The 16334-nt window shown below is 61.6% G+C and carries 18 protein-coding genes; 8 read left to right on the forward strand and 10 right to left on the reverse strand.

Features of this window, described 5'->3' with window-relative positions; translation table 11 throughout:
• Position 1: 1 nt before the first annotated feature.
• The 6 genes from ACZ9EJ_RS05850 to ACZ9EJ_RS05875 form a co-directional block, all read right to left on the reverse strand.
• Positions 2-865 (reverse strand): carbohydrate ABC transporter permease, encoded by an 864-nt coding sequence (locus ACZ9EJ_RS05850; RefSeq protein WP_046639116.1) that lies wholly within the window; start codon positions 863-865, stop codon positions 2-4.
• Positions 855-1592, reverse strand: coding sequence for a carbohydrate ABC transporter permease (locus ACZ9EJ_RS05855; protein WP_476098815.1), 738 nt, complete (start codon positions 1590-1592; stop codon positions 855-857). The genes ACZ9EJ_RS05850 and ACZ9EJ_RS05855 overlap by 11 nt, the downstream gene beginning before the upstream one ends.
• 295 nt (positions 1593-1887) lie before the next feature.
• Positions 1888-3195, reverse strand: a complete 1308-nt coding sequence (locus ACZ9EJ_RS05860; RefSeq protein WP_052764531.1) for an ABC transporter substrate-binding protein — start codon at positions 3193-3195, stop codon at positions 1888-1890.
• A gap of 21 nt (positions 3196-3216) precedes the next feature.
• A complete protein-coding gene (locus tag ACZ9EJ_RS05865; RefSeq protein ID WP_046639118.1) occupies positions 3217-4059 on the reverse strand; it encodes a metallophosphoesterase family protein in 843 nt (280 codons plus the stop codon).
• A gap of 95 nt (positions 4060-4154) precedes the next feature.
• Positions 4155-4790 carry a TetR family transcriptional regulator gene (locus tag ACZ9EJ_RS05870; RefSeq protein ID WP_046639119.1) on the reverse strand — a complete coding sequence of 212 codons (636 nt, stop codon included), beginning with the start codon at positions 4788-4790 and terminating at the stop codon, positions 4155-4157.
• 68 nt (positions 4791-4858) lie between these two features.
• Positions 4859-5176, reverse strand: a complete 318-nt coding sequence (locus ACZ9EJ_RS05875) for a hypothetical protein (RefSeq protein WP_046639120.1) — start codon at positions 5174-5176, stop codon at positions 4859-4861.
• A 184-nt stretch (positions 5177-5360) separates the two neighbouring features.
• Between ACZ9EJ_RS05875 and ACZ9EJ_RS05880 the strand changes: the two genes are divergently transcribed.
• The gene (locus ACZ9EJ_RS05880; protein ID WP_046639121.1) at positions 5361-5975 is read left to right on the forward strand and encodes a DUF922 domain-containing Zn-dependent protease; all 615 of its coding nucleotides are present in this window, start codon (positions 5361-5363) and stop codon (positions 5973-5975) included.
• 67 nt (positions 5976-6042) lie between these two features.
• Here the strand turns inward: ACZ9EJ_RS05880 and ACZ9EJ_RS05885 are convergent, their stop codons facing one another.
• Positions 6043-6948, reverse strand: a complete 906-nt coding sequence (locus ACZ9EJ_RS05885) for a DMT family transporter (RefSeq protein WP_046639122.1) — start codon at positions 6946-6948, stop codon at positions 6043-6045.
• 87 nt (positions 6949-7035) lie between these two features.
• On the opposite strand from ACZ9EJ_RS05885, the gene ACZ9EJ_RS05890 reads away from it, so the two are divergent.
• Positions 7036-7965 (forward strand): LysR family transcriptional regulator, encoded by a 930-nt coding sequence (locus ACZ9EJ_RS05890; RefSeq protein ID WP_046625752.1) that lies wholly within the window; start codon positions 7036-7038, stop codon positions 7963-7965.
• 155 nt (positions 7966-8120) lie between these two features.
• Here ACZ9EJ_RS05890 and hppD read toward each other — a convergent pair whose 3' ends face one another.
• Positions 8121-9236, reverse strand: a complete 1116-nt coding sequence (gene hppD / locus ACZ9EJ_RS05895; protein ID WP_046639123.1) for a 4-hydroxyphenylpyruvate dioxygenase — start codon at positions 9234-9236, stop codon at positions 8121-8123.
• Positions 9237-9360: 124 nt separating this feature from the next.
• Here hppD and ACZ9EJ_RS05900 point away from each other — a divergent pair, with 124 nt between their 5' ends.
• Complete coding sequence (locus tag ACZ9EJ_RS05900; protein ID WP_046599717.1) at positions 9361-9840, forward strand: Lrp/AsnC family transcriptional regulator; 480 nt, start codon at positions 9361-9363, stop codon at positions 9838-9840.
• Here ACZ9EJ_RS05900 and ACZ9EJ_RS05905 read toward each other — a convergent pair.
• Entirely contained in the window at positions 9837-10313 is a 477-nt protein-coding gene (locus ACZ9EJ_RS05905; RefSeq protein ID WP_046639124.1) for a MarR family winged helix-turn-helix transcriptional regulator, read from the reverse strand. The genes ACZ9EJ_RS05900 and ACZ9EJ_RS05905 overlap by 4 nt on opposite strands.
• Positions 10314-10392: 79 nt before the next feature.
• Here ACZ9EJ_RS05905 and hmgA point away from each other — a divergent pair, with 79 nt between their 5' ends.
• The 3 genes from hmgA (at position 10393) to maiA (ending at position 13495) form a co-directional block, all read left to right on the forward strand.
• Entirely contained in the window at positions 10393-11757 is a 1365-nt protein-coding gene (hmgA, locus tag ACZ9EJ_RS05910) for a homogentisate 1,2-dioxygenase (protein WP_046639125.1), read from the forward strand.
• Between the two features lie 86 nt (positions 11758-11843).
• On the forward strand, positions 11844-12860 hold the full coding sequence (locus tag ACZ9EJ_RS05915; RefSeq protein WP_046639126.1) for a fumarylacetoacetate hydrolase family protein: 1017 nt from the start codon (positions 11844-11846) through the stop codon (positions 12858-12860).
• A complete protein-coding gene (gene maiA / locus ACZ9EJ_RS05920; RefSeq protein ID WP_046639127.1) occupies positions 12860-13495 on the forward strand; it encodes a maleylacetoacetate isomerase in 636 nt (211 codons plus the stop codon). The genes ACZ9EJ_RS05915 and maiA overlap by 1 nt, the downstream gene beginning before the upstream one ends.
• Here the strand turns inward: maiA and ACZ9EJ_RS05925 are convergent.
• Positions 13492-14130, reverse strand: a complete 639-nt coding sequence (locus ACZ9EJ_RS05925) for a TetR/AcrR family transcriptional regulator (protein ID WP_046626687.1) — start codon at positions 14128-14130, stop codon at positions 13492-13494. The two genes, maiA and ACZ9EJ_RS05925, sit on opposite strands and share 4 nt — an antisense overlap.
• A gap of 293 nt (positions 14131-14423) precedes the next feature.
• On the opposite strand from ACZ9EJ_RS05925, the gene ACZ9EJ_RS05930 reads away from it, so the two are divergent.
• Both ACZ9EJ_RS05930 and ACZ9EJ_RS05935 read left to right on the forward strand, forming a co-directional pair.
• A complete protein-coding gene (locus ACZ9EJ_RS05930) occupies positions 14424-14987 on the forward strand; it encodes a TRAP transporter small permease (protein WP_046639128.1) in 564 nt (187 codons plus the stop codon).
• 10 nt (positions 14988-14997) lie between these two features.
• Complete coding sequence (locus ACZ9EJ_RS05935; RefSeq protein ID WP_046625780.1) at positions 14998-16278, forward strand: TRAP transporter large permease; 1281 nt, start codon at positions 14998-15000, stop codon at positions 16276-16278.
• Positions 16279-16334 lie beyond the last annotated feature (56 nt).

Genomic DNA, 16334 nt, shown 5'->3' on the forward strand with positions numbered 1-16334 from the left:
CTCAGCGGATTCCGGATTTCATGAAGGATTCGATGACGTGGCGCTGCAGGACCAGGTAGATGATCAGGATCGGCAGGCTGGCGAGTGCCGAGGCCGCCATCAGCGGCCCCCAGAGATTGCCCTCCTGGGTCATGAACATCTGCAGACCGATCTGGACCACCGAGTTTTCCGGCTTGCGCGAGAGCAGCAGCGGCCAGAAATATTCGTTCCAGGCGGAGATGAAGGCGATGATCGACAGCGAGGCGATTGGCGCGCCCATGTTCGGCACGACGATCTGCCAGAGGATCTTCCAGCTTCTCGCGCCGTCGATGCGCGCCGCCTCGAGGATCTCGGTCGGAAAGGAGCGCATCGCGTTGTAGAGCAGCAGGATCGCAAAGGCATGCGCCGCATTCGGCACGATGAGACCGGTCAGCGTGTCGAGAAGACCGAGCCGCGAGGCGAGCACGTAATTGGGGATCATCGTGACCTGGAAGGGCACCAGCCAGGAGAGCGCGATGAGGCCGTGAATGACGCCGGAAAGGCGCATGCGCCAGCGCACCAGTGCATAGGCCGCAAACAGGCCGGTCACCACCTGCAGCAGCGCCGTCGCGGCGGATACGATCGTGGTGTTGATCAGCATCCCGATCATCGGAATGCGGGTCAGCACGAAGACGTAGTTTTCAAGCGACGGGTTGGACGGCCAGAGCGAGGTGGAGAAGATTTCATTCTCGGGTCGGAGCGAGGTGACGATCATCCAGTAGATCGGAAAGATCGAGAGGAAAGACAGGACGATCATGACCGCATGCACGGCCACCCGGCGGGCATGGCCAGCCTTCGGCCCGTGAGAGGCGTGCGAGGCAAGATCAGGCGAAACGTCAATTGTCATAGACCGCGAACCTTTTCGTGAGCCACATGCAACCTGCCGCGATGATCGCAAAACCGGCAAAGGCGATCATGCCGGCCGCCGAACTCCAGCCGGCCGACATGGTCTGGAACCCGTATTCCCAGAGCAGGTAGAAGATGTTGGTGGTCGATTTCAGTGGGCCGCCATTGGTGAGCACGTTGATATAGGCGAAGCTCCACTGCGCCCCGAACAGGATCGTCATCATCGACAAAAGCAGGATGGTCGGAGAAAGCAGCGGCAGTCTGATATCGCGGATGATGCCCCAGCGGCTGGCGCCGTCTATGCGCGCCGCCTCGATATAGGAGGCGTTGATGCCGGCATTGGCGGCGGAAAACAGCAGGGTGGAAAAGCCGATCAGCTTCCAGCCGGTAATCCAGGTCAGCGTCGCAAGCGCGTATGTCGGATCGGTCAGAAAGCCGATGCGGCCGAGACCGACCGTCTCCAGGCCGAGCGTGATCAACCCCTGGTCCTCGTTGAGCAGCCAGCGCCAGAGGATGGCGGCGACGACGGGCGCGACGATCATCGGCACGAAGATCAGCGCGCGATAGATCGTCCGGGCGCGACCTTCGAGGTCTTGGGTCCAGATCGCCACGAAGAGTGGAATGATCACCGACATCGGGAAGAGGCCGAGAATGTAGAAAAGCGTGTTCCAGAGGGCGGTGCGCATTTCGGGCAGTGCGAACAGGCGCTGGTAGTTGGTGAGGCCCACGTAGCGCTGCGGGCGCGGTCGGCAGCATGTTCCACTGGTAGAACGAGAGCTGGAACGCCTCGACCAGCGGCACATAGGTCCACATCATGAGGAGACACAGCGCCGGTGCCAGATAGAGCCAGGGCTGCACGGTGAATGTGCCACGCTGGCGGGCAGCTGTTGGCGCTCGGGCAACGGCGAGCGGTCTTGCGAGATCGGCCTGGATGTCGGTCATGAAATTTCCCCGAAAGGGCCCCGAGGGGACAACGATGCCGGACGGGAAAGCGAGACCCGCCCGGCATCTCCTCGTAACTGGTTACGGCATCAGGTCCTGGCCCTGGTCCTGGGCGGCTTTCAGCGTCGCGACCGGATCGCCCTTGCCAAAGACGGCTTCACGCACCGAGTCCATCATCATCTTCTCGACCTGGCGGTAGTTCGGGCCGGGGAAGGCGACGTTGGCGGTGAGGCGGTTCAGCTGTTCCAGGTTGGCGCGGAACATCGGGTTTTCCTTGACCCAGGGGCCGAGGTAGTTCGGGTCGTCGACGATATCGAGACGCAGCGGCAGGTAGCCGATCTTGCTGGTGATGACCGTATAGGCTTCCTTGCTCGTCAGGTACTTGAGGAGCTCGTAGGCCGCACGCTGCTTGGCCGGATCCTTGCTGAAGACGAAGAGGGCGCTCCCGGAATTGGTGGGAGCGGTCGGCTTTTCGCCGAAGGACGGCATGGGGGCGATGCGCAGGTCGAATTTCCCTTGAGCGGCCTTCTTATAGGAGCCAAGCACCGCAGTCGTATAGACGAACATGCCGAGATTGCCGGCTGCAAAGGTGTCCGAGCCGCTGGCCGGGTCGATCTTGGCATGGGCGCCGCTATCGACCATGTCGCGCAGCATCTTGACGGCCTCGGCCGCATTCTTGTCGGCGTAAGTGAGCTTGTTGCCGTCGCGCACCCTGCCGCCGTTCGACATGACGATTGCCTGGTAGACGAAAGTGCCGTCGGTCGGGCCGTAGGCGCCGGGGAAGAAGCCGTTCTTGCCGGTCTTTTCCTTGATCGCCTTGCCGGCGAGGTTGACGTCGGCCCAGGTCTTCGGCGGATTGTTCGGGTCGAGGCCGGCCTGCTTGAACAGGTCGCCGTTGTAATAAAGAACGGGCGTCGAGAAAGTGTAGGCGAGGCCATATGTCTTGCCGTCTACCTTGCCGAGTTCGAGACCCTTCGGGATCATGCCGGCGAGGTGTTCTTTCAGCTCGGCCGGTTTCACCATGTCTTCGAGCGCATTGCCGCCGAGATCGGAGGCGATGAAGATCAGGTCGCGGAAGGTCAGCTGGGCGACGTCCGGCTGCTTGCCTGCGACGATATCGGCCTGGACGCGGTTGATGATCTCGTTCGAGGGAACGGCGACCGTCTCGACCTTCACGTTCGGGAATTTCTTCTCGAAGCCGGCGATCAACTCTTTCGTGGCGTCGGCACCGGCGCTCGCGGAGGCGAGGTTGTAATTGTAGAAGCTGATCGTTACCGGTTTGTCGATGGTTGCCGGCATTTCGGCAAGCGCGCCGAGCGGCAGGCCAAGAGGCAACATCGAAGCGGCGGTGAGCGTCGCCATCAGCTTGAGCGTGGTTCTGCGCAGCATTTTCGTGTCTCCGGGTGAGGGTTATTCAGCGGCGACGGGCATTGCCCGAGCCATCAGAAGTTCGAGCGGATAGGTGTTGAGCTCGGCGCGGTCGGACGGCAGCGGCACGAAGGCCATGGTGAGGCCGGACGGGCGGATGGTGCCGATGCCGAAGGAAGCGCCGCGTACCATGCGCAGGATGTCGGTGCGCAGGATGTCGGTCGCGGCATGCTGGCCGGTGCCGACGACGACAGGGATGCCGTGCCAGACCGAGACGCGGTCGTGATGGATATGGCCGCCCAGGATGCCGATGATGTTGCGGCCCTTCAGCAGTTCGCGGAAACGTTCCGACTGCGGAAAATGGATCGTCCGCCAGTGGGCGGCATCGGCTTCCTCGCCGAGTGCCGGCGGATGGTGGACGACGATCAGCTTCGGCAGGTCGGGGTGGCTGTCGAGCGTCGAGGCGAGCCAGTCGAACTGTTCCGGATCGATCGTGCCGCCGATCAGGCCAGGCGTCGTCGAGTCGATGGTAATGATGTGGATGCCGTCGATGATCGTGTCGTGGTCGTAGGGTGCATCCGGATCGTGCGCCTCGATGCCCATGCCCTCATAAAAGCCGGGGCGGGTATCGTGATTGCCGAGCGCATAGATGACCGGAACATCGATCCTGGCGTCGATGATCTCCTTCAGCCGGCGAAAACTTTCCGCATCGCCGCGATTGGTCAGGTCGCCGCTGGCGATGACGAATTGCGGCTTCGGCGTCACGGTCGCGACGAGATCGAGCACCTGGTGCAGCGTCTCGGTCGTGTTGCTGTGCAGGTGGCTGTCGTCGGCGGTGCCGATGTGCAGGTCGGTCAGATGGATGAATGTGGTCTCGCGTCGCACCGGATGCCTCCATGGATGACGGTTTCGTCAGGAGGACCGTTAGAAGGGGTTTGTTTCGGGGTGGTGACGAATTTCGAATGCCGTTCGAAACCGGTTCAGCGACGGAACATCGGCGCGATGACCTCGACCATGCGGGCGATGACGACGTCCGGATCGTCAAGGTCGATGCTGTAATTGGTCAGCACTTCCGTACGCGACCGCGAGCGGGTGACCTGGGAGCGGATGCCGAGCGCGCAATTGAGTCGCCAGCCGATATCGACGTCGTCGAGCCAAGGCGCTATCCGCTTCAGATGCGGGACGAAAGCCCGATGATGTTCGACGTTGTCGATGATGCGGCGGTAATGCGGTGCGCGCTCCCGGTGGGTTTTCGCCATCGAGGTAAAATGCGACAGGACCGGATAGCTGGAGGTCGGGTCGAGGCTCCAGCGGATCGACGGGCCGACCAGGGCTGCGATGACTTCATCGAGATCCGGTGGATCGGGCGCCCGGCGGTCGGCGGCCTTGCGCAGCAGGTTCAGCCGTTCGGCATTGAGCCGCCGGTAGACGCGCTCCGCGACCGCTGCGACAAGTTCCTCCTGGGAGCCGAAATGGTAGCTGATGGCCGACGGCGTGGCATGCGCCTCGATGGCGATCCGCCGCGCGGTCAGATCCTCCAGTGCCTCGGCTTCGCAAAGCAGATGCTCGCAGGCATCCATGAGCCTCATGGCTGTGAGATTGGTGCGGCCGTGCATGAACTCACCCTCGATAAGGGCAGTCTAGGCAGCTTCTGTGTAGGGCGAATGACAGCGCGGGAAAACGGCTATGCCAAATCCGGACGAACCGTTTCCGTGTCGAGCGGGCGGTCGAAAGGCGCGGGCCAGGTATCCCTTTCGTCATCGCCATCCTCGCCATCGCGAAACTCGTCCATGCGATGCTTGATGGCCAGCGCATAGATTGTATCGAGGATGTTGCGGTCACGCAGGTGGGGATCGGTAAGGCCGAGCAGCGCTGCCCGGACGATCTTCTTGCTCGACGTCTTCGGGCAGCGTTTATTGACGAATTTGAACAAGGCGTCGTCCGTAAGGCCATCCATCGCGCCGTCGACCAGCGCCTCATAAACCTTCCGCTTTTCTCCCATTCCACTCCCCGCACTCAATCAAAATGACTATGTCATATAACTGTCATCATCCATCGTGAGGGAAATATGGCAAGGGGCTGGAACAAAAGTTGTGATGGACAGCGTTCACTGACGCGCTTGAGGAATTGAAACGGCGCTGCGGCATCTCTAGTTTCGCCGCAGCAACGGCATTGGGAGGTAAAGAGTGAGGATAGGTGCAGGAATTCTCGGGGCGGCGCTCTGCCTTGGGTTGGTGCCTCTGGAGGCGTCGGCGCAGAGCCAGTGGCAGCCGGTCGAGCAGGTCCAGACCTATCCTATCACGGGTGATTCCGGTGTGGATCTCTACGCTTCCATCGGCGAGCGTGGCCCGAAGATCGGCAAGGAGGTGCGCGCTATCGCCCATACCAATTTCAAGCTGACCTGGACCCGTGATTACCGGCCGCAGCCGGACGGTGCCTGCACGCTGGTTTCGGCGCGCCCGAAGCTGATCATCACCTATACGCTGCCCAAGCCCGCCTCGACGCTTTCCCCCGAGCTCAGGAAAAAGTGGGATATCTTCTTTGCCGGCGTCCGCAAGCACGAACTGGTCCACGGCGTCATCATCACGGACATGGTGAAGGAGATCGAGCGGGTGAGCGTCGGCCTCAGCGTCGCCAACGATCCGCAATGCGCAAAGATCAGGACCGAACTGACCGCCAAGCTCGGCGAGATATCGAAGGCGCAGCAGAAACGCAGCAGTGATTATGACCGGATGGAAATGAGCGAGGGCGGCAATGTCCACCAGCTCATCCTGCAACTGGTGAACGGCGCCGGCAGATAGCTCCGTACAGATTGATTCATCAATTGGCTGGAAACTATTGCTTTTCCTGATGAACTCTACGGCTGCACTATCTCTTGCGCATCACGTTGACGACGAGTACCCCGATGATCGCCATGACACCGCCGATCGCGCCGATCAGGGTCGGCACTTCGCCGAGCCAGAGGAAACCGATCAGCGTGGCGGTCGGAGGAACGCCGTAGAGGAAATTGGCGGCGCGGGCAGCAGACAGGCGCTTCAGGGCGATCGCCCAGGTGACGTAACCGATCGCGGTCGGGAAGAGCACCAGATAGGCGATGCCCCAGTTCACCTCGGCCGGAGCAGAGCCAAGCGCCTGGAGCGCGGACGGGACCGCCGGCAGCAGCGGAACGGAGCCGATCAGCATCAGCCAGGCCGTGACAGCCAAGGCGGGCATGCGGCTGAGGATCGGCTTCTGCAGCACACTGGCAATCGCCGAGCAGAGGGCAGCACCGAGAATGAGGATGGCGTTCGGATCGAGATCGAAACCGTCGTCGCCGGAGGCGGCGATCAGCGCCACGCCGGCAAAGGAGATCGCCGTTCCGACCCAGCCCCAGCGGCCGAACCGCTCACTGAGCGCGAAAATGGCGATGAGTGCGGTGAAGACCGGCATGGTGTTGATGATGAAGCTCGCAGGCCCCGCCGCCACCGTTCGCTCACCCATGTTGAGGAGAACGGCATAGGCCGCGATGAAGAGCACGGCCGCGACGACGAGGCGAAGGATATCGCCCCTGGCCGGAAGGGCTGGCCGGGCAGCGGCAAGATAGAGAACCGCGATCAAGGCGGCCGGAACATAACGCGCAGCGGCAAGCTCGATCGGCGTCAGCGGCCCGAGGCAGATGCGGATGACAACGAATGACGAGGCCCAGAAAACGATGGTCACCAGGATCGCCAGGAAGGCGATCACATCAAATCCGTGTCTTTCGTCTGTTCCGGCATTCATAGCAACCGTGCTCATCTCTCTCTCCCTCGAAGCGTGGAAGCCAGGATTTAGCCCCACTTATCCGTGCTTGAAAAGCACCGCAATCGATGATCATATGTGCTCATGGTTCACAGCTCGCAGACTTTGCCGCCACTCGATACGCTAGAGACCTTTGCCCGAGCCGCCCGTCTCGGATCGTTTTCCGCGGCGGCGGAAGAGGGCGGCGTCACCCATGGTGCCGTCTCCCGACAGATATCCCGGCTGGAGCGCTGGATGGGCGTGCGGCTGTTCTCCCGCGAGGCCCGCGGTGTGACGCTGACACCGGAGGGCATGCGGTTTTTCGCCCGCGCCGAGGAGGCCCTGGCGCTGCTCGGTGATACGGACGAGCGGTGGCTGCCACGCCGCAACAAGACGGTTGTCCGGCTTTCGGTGACGCCATCGGTCGCCTCGCTCTGGCTGTTTTCGCGGCTCTCGAAGCTCGAAGCTACCGACATCCATCTGGAACTGATCCTGGAACATCGGCTGGCGGACTTCAGCGAGGGCATCGACCTGGCGATCCGTTGCGGCAAGGGGCCATGGGCCGGCGTGCGCAGCCTGCCGCTCTGGCAGGAGAAGCTGGTGCCGATAGCCGCGCCTGCAATCGCCGAACGTCTCGGTGGGCGCTCGGATGCAAGATCGCTGCTCGAACTGCCGATCCTGCACGATTCCAATGTCGAGGCCTGGCGGCGCTGGCTGGCGGTCGAAAGCGTCGACTACGTGCCGCGCGGTCAGGATCGGCGGTTCGAGGATTACAACCTGGTGATCGATGCATGCGCTCAAGGCCTCGGCATCGCGCTCGCCCGCCCGCCGCTTGCGGATGCGGCGCTTGCCTCCGGCCGGGTCGTCGCGGTTTCGGAGAGGGCGATCGATCACCATGTCGCCTTCCACCTGATCCGCCCGAACGATGCGATGAAGGCTTCTGGCGCCGAGTTCGCGCGCCGCTTCCTGCAGGAGGCCGGGCTCGACGAGGCGGCAATCGCCGCCTTCATCGCTCCGGGACGGGGCAAGGCGTAGCGCCTTCCCAGGCAAATGCCATCGCGGCTCTAATTGCTCGGAAAATCAGAGCTGAGGAGCATTCCATATCGACCGGAGTTAGAATTTGAAATGGAAGGCCCGGCGAAATGACCGCCGGGCTCCTGCTACTCAGCTGTTTTTCGTAGCGCCGCCGATTATTCGGCGGCCTCCTGCGGTTTCAGGACACCGCGGCGGATCTGGTCTTCCTCGATGGACTCGAAGAGGGCGCGGAAATTGCCCTCGCCAAACCCCTCGTCGCCCTTGCGCTGGATGAACTCGAAGAAGATCGGGCCGATCACCGTCTTCGAGAAGATCTGCAGCAGGATCTTGGTCATGCCGCCATCGATCACACCTTCGCCGTCGATCAGGATGCCGTGTTTCTTCATCCGCTCGATCGGTTCGTCGTGGCCGTGCACGCGGGTACCGGACATTTCGTAATAGGTATCCGGCGGGCCGGGCATGAATTTCAGCCCGTTGTCGGCAAGCTTGTCGGTCGCTTCGTAGATGCCGTCTGTGCCGACCGCGATGTGCTGGATGCCTTCGCCCTTATACTTCTTCAGGAATTCCTCGATCTGGCTGGTCTCGTCCTTGGACTCGTTCAGCGGGATACGGATCTTGCCGCAGGGCGAGGTGATTGCCCGGCTTACCAGGCCGGTGATGCGGCCGTCGATGTTGAAGAAGTGGATCTGCTTGAAGTTGAAGAGTTCGCGGTAGAAGTCCCACCACTTATCCATGTTGCCGCGATAGACGTTGTGGGTCAGGTGGTCGAGGTAATAGAAACCGACGCCTTCGGGCCTGGGGTTACGCTCGCCCAGCCACTCGAATTCGGCCTCATAGGCCGACCCCTTCTCGCCATAGGTCTCGATGAAATAGAGAAGCGAGCCGCCGATGCCGACGATGGCCGGCACGTCGAGCGTCTTGTCCTTGCCTAGATACGGCGTCGCGCCCTTGGCGACCGCGTGGTCGAAAGCATGTCTGGCATCGACCACGCGCCAGGCCATGGCCGGCGCGCAGGGACCGTGTTCATCGACGAAGCGCATGGCATGGCTGCCCGGCTCGGCGTTGAGGATGTAGTTGATGTCGCCCTGGCGCCAGACGGTGATGTTCTTCGTTCTGTGCTTCGCCACCGGCCTGTAGCCCATGCGGTTGAACAGCTCTTCCAGCTTCTGTGGTTCCGGATGGGCGAATTCGACGAATTCGAAACCGTCGGTGCCGGCCGGATTGTCGGCGGTGATCTCAGAAACCGGTGCGTCGTGCGGGAAAGGACCCATGGAAAATTCCTCCTGTCATTCGCTGATCATGATGATGCAGGAAGGGCGCATTGTGCTTGCAATCTTGGCGATGCTCTGCTGGATTTGTGCATGAAGTGTGCGGATTTGAGGGGTTGTATGCACGATGGACGCGCTGGACGGATATGACCTGAAGATCTTGAGCCATCTGCAGACCGACGGGCGGCTGACCAATAACGAATTGTCGGAACTCGTCGCACTCTCCCCGTCGCAGTGTTCGCGCCGCCGGGCGCGGCTTGAGGGTGAGGGGTTCATCCAGACCTATCGGGCTCATCTCAACCGCCAGAAACTCGGCCTCGACCTTCTGGTCGTGATCGCCGTGACGCTCGCCACCCACAACCGGGACAATGCCAAGCGGTTCGCGCGGCTTGTCGAGGACCTGCCGGAAGTGCTCGAGTGTTTTTCGCTGACCGGCGAGATGGACTATCACCTCAAGGTGGTGACGCGTGATCTGGCGGGCCTCTCCCATTTCGTCAACGACATACTGTTGCCGCACGAGAGCGTGCAGCATGTCAAAACATCGATCGTTCTCAGCGTATTGAAGGATTTTGGTGGGATTCCGATTCAAAAGCCCGCCAAGGCTTAGAGATCGTCCGGCTCCGGCGGTTTCCCTTTGCCCGAGCGGCGGATGACCTGCTCGATTGCCGCGAGACCGGTCGATAAAGCCTCGATGCCGCTCCCGCCCAATTCCGCCTCCAGTTCCGCCTGGTAGCGGCGGGCGAGTTCGATCAGCTCCCGATAGGCCTGCTGCCCGGCGGGGGTAAGTTCCAGGTGTTCGAGACGCCGGTCCCCATCGTCCTGGCTGCGTTTCAGCCAGCGGCGTTGTTCGAGCGCGAAGACGGCTCGGCTCACCTTGGTCTTGTGCATGCTGGAATGAATGCCCACCGCTTTCGACGTCATGCGGCCCGAACTGCCAAGCGCCGCAAGCGTGCGCCATTCCGGCCGGGTCAGGCCGTATTTCGCCTTGTAATGCGCGGCAAAGCGCAAGCCGACGAATTCGGCGGCGCGGTTCAGCCTGTAGGGGAGGAACTGGTCGAGTTCGAAACTATCGGTCGTCATGACACTGATGGGGCGTTGATGGTTACAAAATTGATGGTTACATTTGCAACCATATCGTCATCATGGGAGGAAACAAGCCATGCTGGACAAGGTCGATCCGAACGCCGCGCAGTTTACCGGGGCGAATGCCGAGACGCTCGTCTATATGCCGGGTTTCGGCAATGATTTCGAAACCGAGAGCCTGCCAGGCGCCCTGCCGCAGGGCCAGAACAGCCCGCAGAAATGCAATTACGGGCTTTATGCGGAACAGCTTTCCGGTTCGCCGTTCACCGCGCCGCGCGGCACCAACGAGCGCTCCTGGCTCTATCGCATCCGCCCGAGCGTGCGCCACACCGGCCGGTTCCGGAAGATCGACTATCCGCTGTGGAAGACGGCACCTCACGTCGCCGAACATTCCCTTGCGCTCGGCCAGCTCCGCTGGAGCCCGGTGCCGGCGCCGACGGAAGAGCTGAATTTCCTCGAAGGCATCCGCACCATGACGACAGCGGGCGATGCGCTCTCCCAGTCAGGCATGGCGGCGCATGTCTATGTCTTCAACACAGACATGGTGGACGATTATTTCTTCAATGCCGACGGCGAAATGATGATCGTGCCGGAGACGGGTTCTATCCGCGTCTTCACAGAGCTCGGCAAGATGGACCTTGAGCCTTCGGAGATCTGCATCATCCCGCGCGGAACCATGTTCAAGGTGACACGGCTGGGTGAGGAAGAAGTCTGGCGCGGTTATATCTGCGAGAACTACGGCGCCAAGTTCACCCTGCCGGATCGGGGGCCGATCGGCGCCAATTGCCTTGCCAACCCAAGGGATTTCAAGACGCCGGTGGCCGCCTACGAGGACAAGGAGACGCCCTGCCGGGTGCATGTGAAATGGTGTGGTTCCTTCCATGTGACCGAGATCGGCCATTCGCCGCTCGACGTGGTTGCCTGGCACGGCAATTACGCACCCTACAAATACGACCTGCGCACCTTTTCTCCGGTCGGCGCCATCCTCTTCGACCATCCCGATCCGTCGATCTTCACGGTTCTGACCGCTCCCTCCGGAGAGGAGGGAACCGCCAATGTCGATTTCGTGATCTTCCCGCCGCGCTGGCTGGTGGCCGAGCACACGTTCCGGCCGCCCTGGTATCACCGCAACATCATGAGCGAGTTCATGGGCCTGATCTATGGCCGCTACGACGCCAAGGAGGAGGGCTTCGTGCCGGGCGGCATGAGCCTGCACAACATGATGCTGCCGCACGGACCTGACTTGACCGGCTTCGAAAAGGCCTCGAACGGCGAGCTTAAACCCGTAAAGCTCGACAACACCATGGCCTTCATGTTCGAGACCCGTTTCCCCCAGCAGCTCACCAAATTCGCGGCTGAACTGGAGACGCTGCAGGATAATTACGTGGATTGCTGGTCAGGTCTCGAGCGAAAGTTCGACGGTACGCCGGGGATCAAGTGAGACGGCGCTACATTACGGTTGCCTTCTGGCGCGATCTCCTCACATTCTGAGGGCAATACCAACGATAAAACGGGAAACACTCATTCATGAAGCTCGCGACACTGAAGGATTCCACCCGCGACGGCCGCCTGGTCGTCGTCTCGAAAGACCTGACCCAGTGCTCGGAGGTCGGTCATATCGCCCGCACGCTGCAGGCGGCGCTCGACGACTGGGCGTATGTCGGTCCGCGGCTTGAACGGGTCGCTGAGGGTATCGAGACCGGTTCGCAGCCGACCATCCGTTTCCACGAACATGATGCCGCATCGCCGCTGCCGCGTGCCTATCAATGGGCCGACGGATCGGCTTACGTCAATCACGTCGAACTGGTGCGCCGGGCGCGCAATGCGGAGATGCCGGAGAGCTTCTGGACCGATCCGCTGATCTACCAGGGCGGGTCCGACAGTTTCCTCGGGCCTCGCGATCCGATCCTGCTCGAAAACGAAGCCTGGGGCGCCGATATGGAGGGCGAGGTCGCGGTGATCCTCGGCGACGTGCCCATGGGGGCGTCGGTGGATGAGGCGCGGGAGGCGATCCGCCTCGTGCTTCTCGTCAACGACGTGTCCCTGCGCGGGCTGATCCCGTCCGAACTCGCCAAGGGGTTCGGCTTCTTCCAGTCGAAACCGTCTTCCGCTTTTTCTCCGGTCGCGGTCACGCCCGATGAAGTGGGTTCGGCCTGGGATGGCGGCAAGCTTTCACTTCCGCTCAAGGTGGATCTGAACGGCAAGCCTTTCGGACGGGCCAATGCCGGTGTCGACATGACCTTCGATTTCCCGCAGCTGATCGCCCATGCGGCGAAGACGCGGCCGCTCATCGCCGGCACGATCATCGGTTCGGGCACGGTCTCCAACAAACTCGACGGAGGTCCCGGCAAGCCGGTTGCCGATGGCGGCGCCGGATATTCCTGCATTGCCGAAATCCGCACCATCGAGACGATCAACTTCGGCGTTCCGAAGACGCCTTTCCTGCATTTCGGGGATACGGTGCGGATCGAGATGAAGGACGACAAGGGCCATTCGATCTTCGGTGCGATAGAGCAGACCGTGACGAAATACGAGAAGGCTTGATGAGCGAGGCGGTGCTCTACGATTATTGGCGGTCCTCGGCGAGCTATCGGCTGAGGATCGCCCTCAACATGGTTGCGGAGACGTTCCGGTCGGTGCCAGTCGATCTGCTCGCCAAGGCGCACAAGTCGCCGGATCATCTTCAGCGCAATCCGCAGGGGCTTGTTCCGGTGCTGGAAATAGACGGGCACAGCTTCACCCAGTCGCTCGCCGTGATCGAATATCTCGACGAGACGCGCGGCGGGGCTTTCCTGCCGGGAGATTCCGTCGGTCGTCAGCGGGTGAGGGCGCTCTCCTATGTCATCGCCATGGAAATCCACCCGGTCTGCAATCTCAACGTCACGGGCCACGTCATGTCACTGACCGGTGGCGGTGATGAAGCCCGGGTGGCCTGGATGCGGAAGTTCATCGGCGAGGGGCTGGCCGCCTTCGAGGCGCTGCTCGATTCCCCTTCGACCGGCACATTCTGCCACGGCGACCGGCCGGGAATGGCGGATATCTGCCTGGTGCCGCAGGTCTACAACGCGCGGCGGTGGAGCGCCGATCTTTCGGCCTGCCCGAAACTTGTCGCGATCGCCGACCGCTGCGCCGAACTGAAACCGTTCGCCAACGCCCATCCCGACAAGGCGGTTCGCTAGGTCTTCAGGTAGCTGATCACCGCGTCGGCGATCATGCCCTTGTGGCGTTCCATGGTCTCCGGTTCCGAAAGGTCACGGCGGAAGATGGTGCCGAACGTATAGCGGTTGGAGACGCGGAAGAAGCAGAAAGCACTGATCAGCATGTGAATGTCGATCGGATCGGCTTTCCGGACAAATACGCCGGCCGCGACGCCGCGATCAAGGATCGCGGCAATGGTTTCGATGACCGAGACGTTCAGGTCGCGGATCGCCTCGGACCGCAGCATGTGTGCGGCGTGGTGGATGTTCTCGATGCTGACAAGCCGGACGAAGTCCGGATTGGCCTCGTCATGTTCGAACGTCGTCGAAATCAGCACCCGCAGCGCCTGTTCCGGGGGCAGGTTGGAAAGCTGAAGGTCCTCTTCCAGCGTGCGGATCTTGCGGTAGGCTCGCTCGAGAACGGCGAGATAAAGCCCCTCTTTGCTGCCGAAATAATAATAGATCATCCGCTTAGAGGTGCGGGTCTTTTCCGCGATCGCATCGACACGGCCGCCAGCGAGGCCATGGGTCGTGAACTCCTCCGTCGCCACATCCAGGATGTCTTCCTGGGTGCGTTGCGGGTCGTTTTTCCTGCCGTTTTCGCGTTTCGCCGCCATCCCCGAATCCGCCTTCACTGTTTCGTCCGCCATGCTCACAGAAACAGGCCTTGTGGACAACCGATTGTCCACATCGAATTTTCGCATTTGTTCCAAAGTCATAACGGGCATGACTGAGGCTTTCAATAGATGGCGCTTGACATACGCACTAGTTCGTACATTTTATCCGAATTGCCGGTCGATCCCTGAGGAGGCGGTCCCGGCGGAGGTTATCTTGTCAACGGATCAAGTGGGTAGTCGTATCAGCGGCGGCCATTGTCCAACCGATGACGGAAGCCTTGGGAGGACTGGAAGTGACACGGATCATCGATTTCTATTTCTTCGCGCTGAAGGTCGTCATAGCCCTGCTTCTGGCAGGCATGGTGGTGCTTGTCTTCGGCAATGTCGTGCTGCGTTATGCCTTCAACCAGGGGATCACAGTTTCAGAAGAGCTGTCGCGCGTCTTCTTCATCTGGCTGACTTTTCTAGGCGGCGTCGTCGCGATGCGCGAACACGGCCACCTTGGAGTCGATTCGCTTCTGAAGCGGCTGCCGCCGACAAGTGCCAGGATCGCAGTGCTGATGGGGCAGGGGCTGATGCTCGTCGCCACATGGCTGCTGATCAGCGGAAGCTGGACGCAGACGCTGATCAACCTGCCCGCCACCATGCCGGCAACCGGCATTTCCATGGGTTGGTTCTACGGCGCCGGCCTCGCCTTTGGGGTTCCGACCTTCCTCATCATCCTCTGGGACGCCTTCCAGGTGGCGACGGGCCGCATCGATATCGCGACTGTCCAACTGGTGCGCGACAGCGAGGAGGAAGTGGCTCTCGACCATCATCCGGAAGCCGCGGTTGCCGCCGGCGTCACCAAGGCCTGAGGAGAGACCGATGACGCTCACTATTTTCCTCGGCGCCCTTCTCGGCCCCATGGCACTCGGCGTGCCGATCGCGTTTGCGCTCATCCTCAGCGGCGTCGCGCTGATGATGTACATGAACATCTTCGACCCCCAGATCGTCGCACAGAACGTGCTGAACGGTGCCGACAGCTTTCCGCTGATGGCCGTTCCCTTCTTCCTGCTTGCCGGCGAGGTGATGAATACGGGCGGCCTGTCGAAACGCATCGTCAATCTCGCCATGGCCCTGGTCGGCCACGTGCGCGGTGGTCTCGGTTTCGTAGCGATCTTCGCCGCCTGCGTGTTGTCGAGCCTTTCGGGTTCGGCGGTGGCGGATGCCGCCGCGCTCGGCGCGCTGCTTTATCCGATGATGATCAAATCGGGCCATGATCCGGCGCGGACCGGCGGACTGCTGGCATCGGCTTCGGTCATCGGTCCGATCATTCCGCCGTCGATCGGCTTCATCCTCTATGGCGTCATCGGTGGCGTCTCGATCACCAAGCTCTTCCTCGCCGGCATCGTTCCCGGCCTGCTGATCGCGCTGGCGCTCTGCATCACCTGGCTGATCGTCGCCCGCAAGGAGCAGTTCGAACTGCCTCCGAGACAGAGCCGCCAGGTGCGCGTCAAGGCGCTCGTCGATAGCATCTGGGCGCTGATGCTGCCTGTCATCATCATCGTCGGACTGAAGTTCGGCGTGTTCACGCCGACCGAAGCCGGCGTCGTCGCCGCCGTCTATTCGTTGTTCGTGTCGATGGTCGTTTATCGCGAGCTTGCGCCGTCCGAACTCTTCAACGTCTTCGTGGCGGCAGCAAAGATCACCGCGGTCGTGATGTTCCTGGTCGCCTGTGCCGCGGTTTCCGCCTGGCTGATCACCGTTGCCGACGTGCCCGGCGATCTCGTCGCGCTGCTGGAGCCGCTGATGGACAACCAGACGCTGCTGCTGCTTGCGATCATGGTGCTGATCGTCCTGGTCGGTACCGCGATGGACATGACGCCGACCATTCTGGTGATGACGCCGGTGCTGATGCCGATCATCAAGCAGGCGGGCATCGATCCGGTCTATTTCGGCGTGCTTTTTATCATCAACAACTCGATCGGCCTGATCACGCCGCCGGTGGGCACTGTGCTCAACGTCATCTGCGGCGTCTCCAAGCTGTCGATGGAAGACCTGATGAAGGGCGTGATGCCCTTCCTGATCGCCGAACTGATCGTTCTCTTCCTTCTTGTCCTCTTCCCGCAACTGGTGACCGTGCCGGTCGCCTGGTTCGGGCGCTGAGGTCGGGAAGCTTCTGCAACCTAGTCATATCAACCGGCCGTGGGGGACCCCGGCCA

The sequence above is a fragment of the Neorhizobium sp. USDA 3394 genome (genome assembly GCF_056280385.1).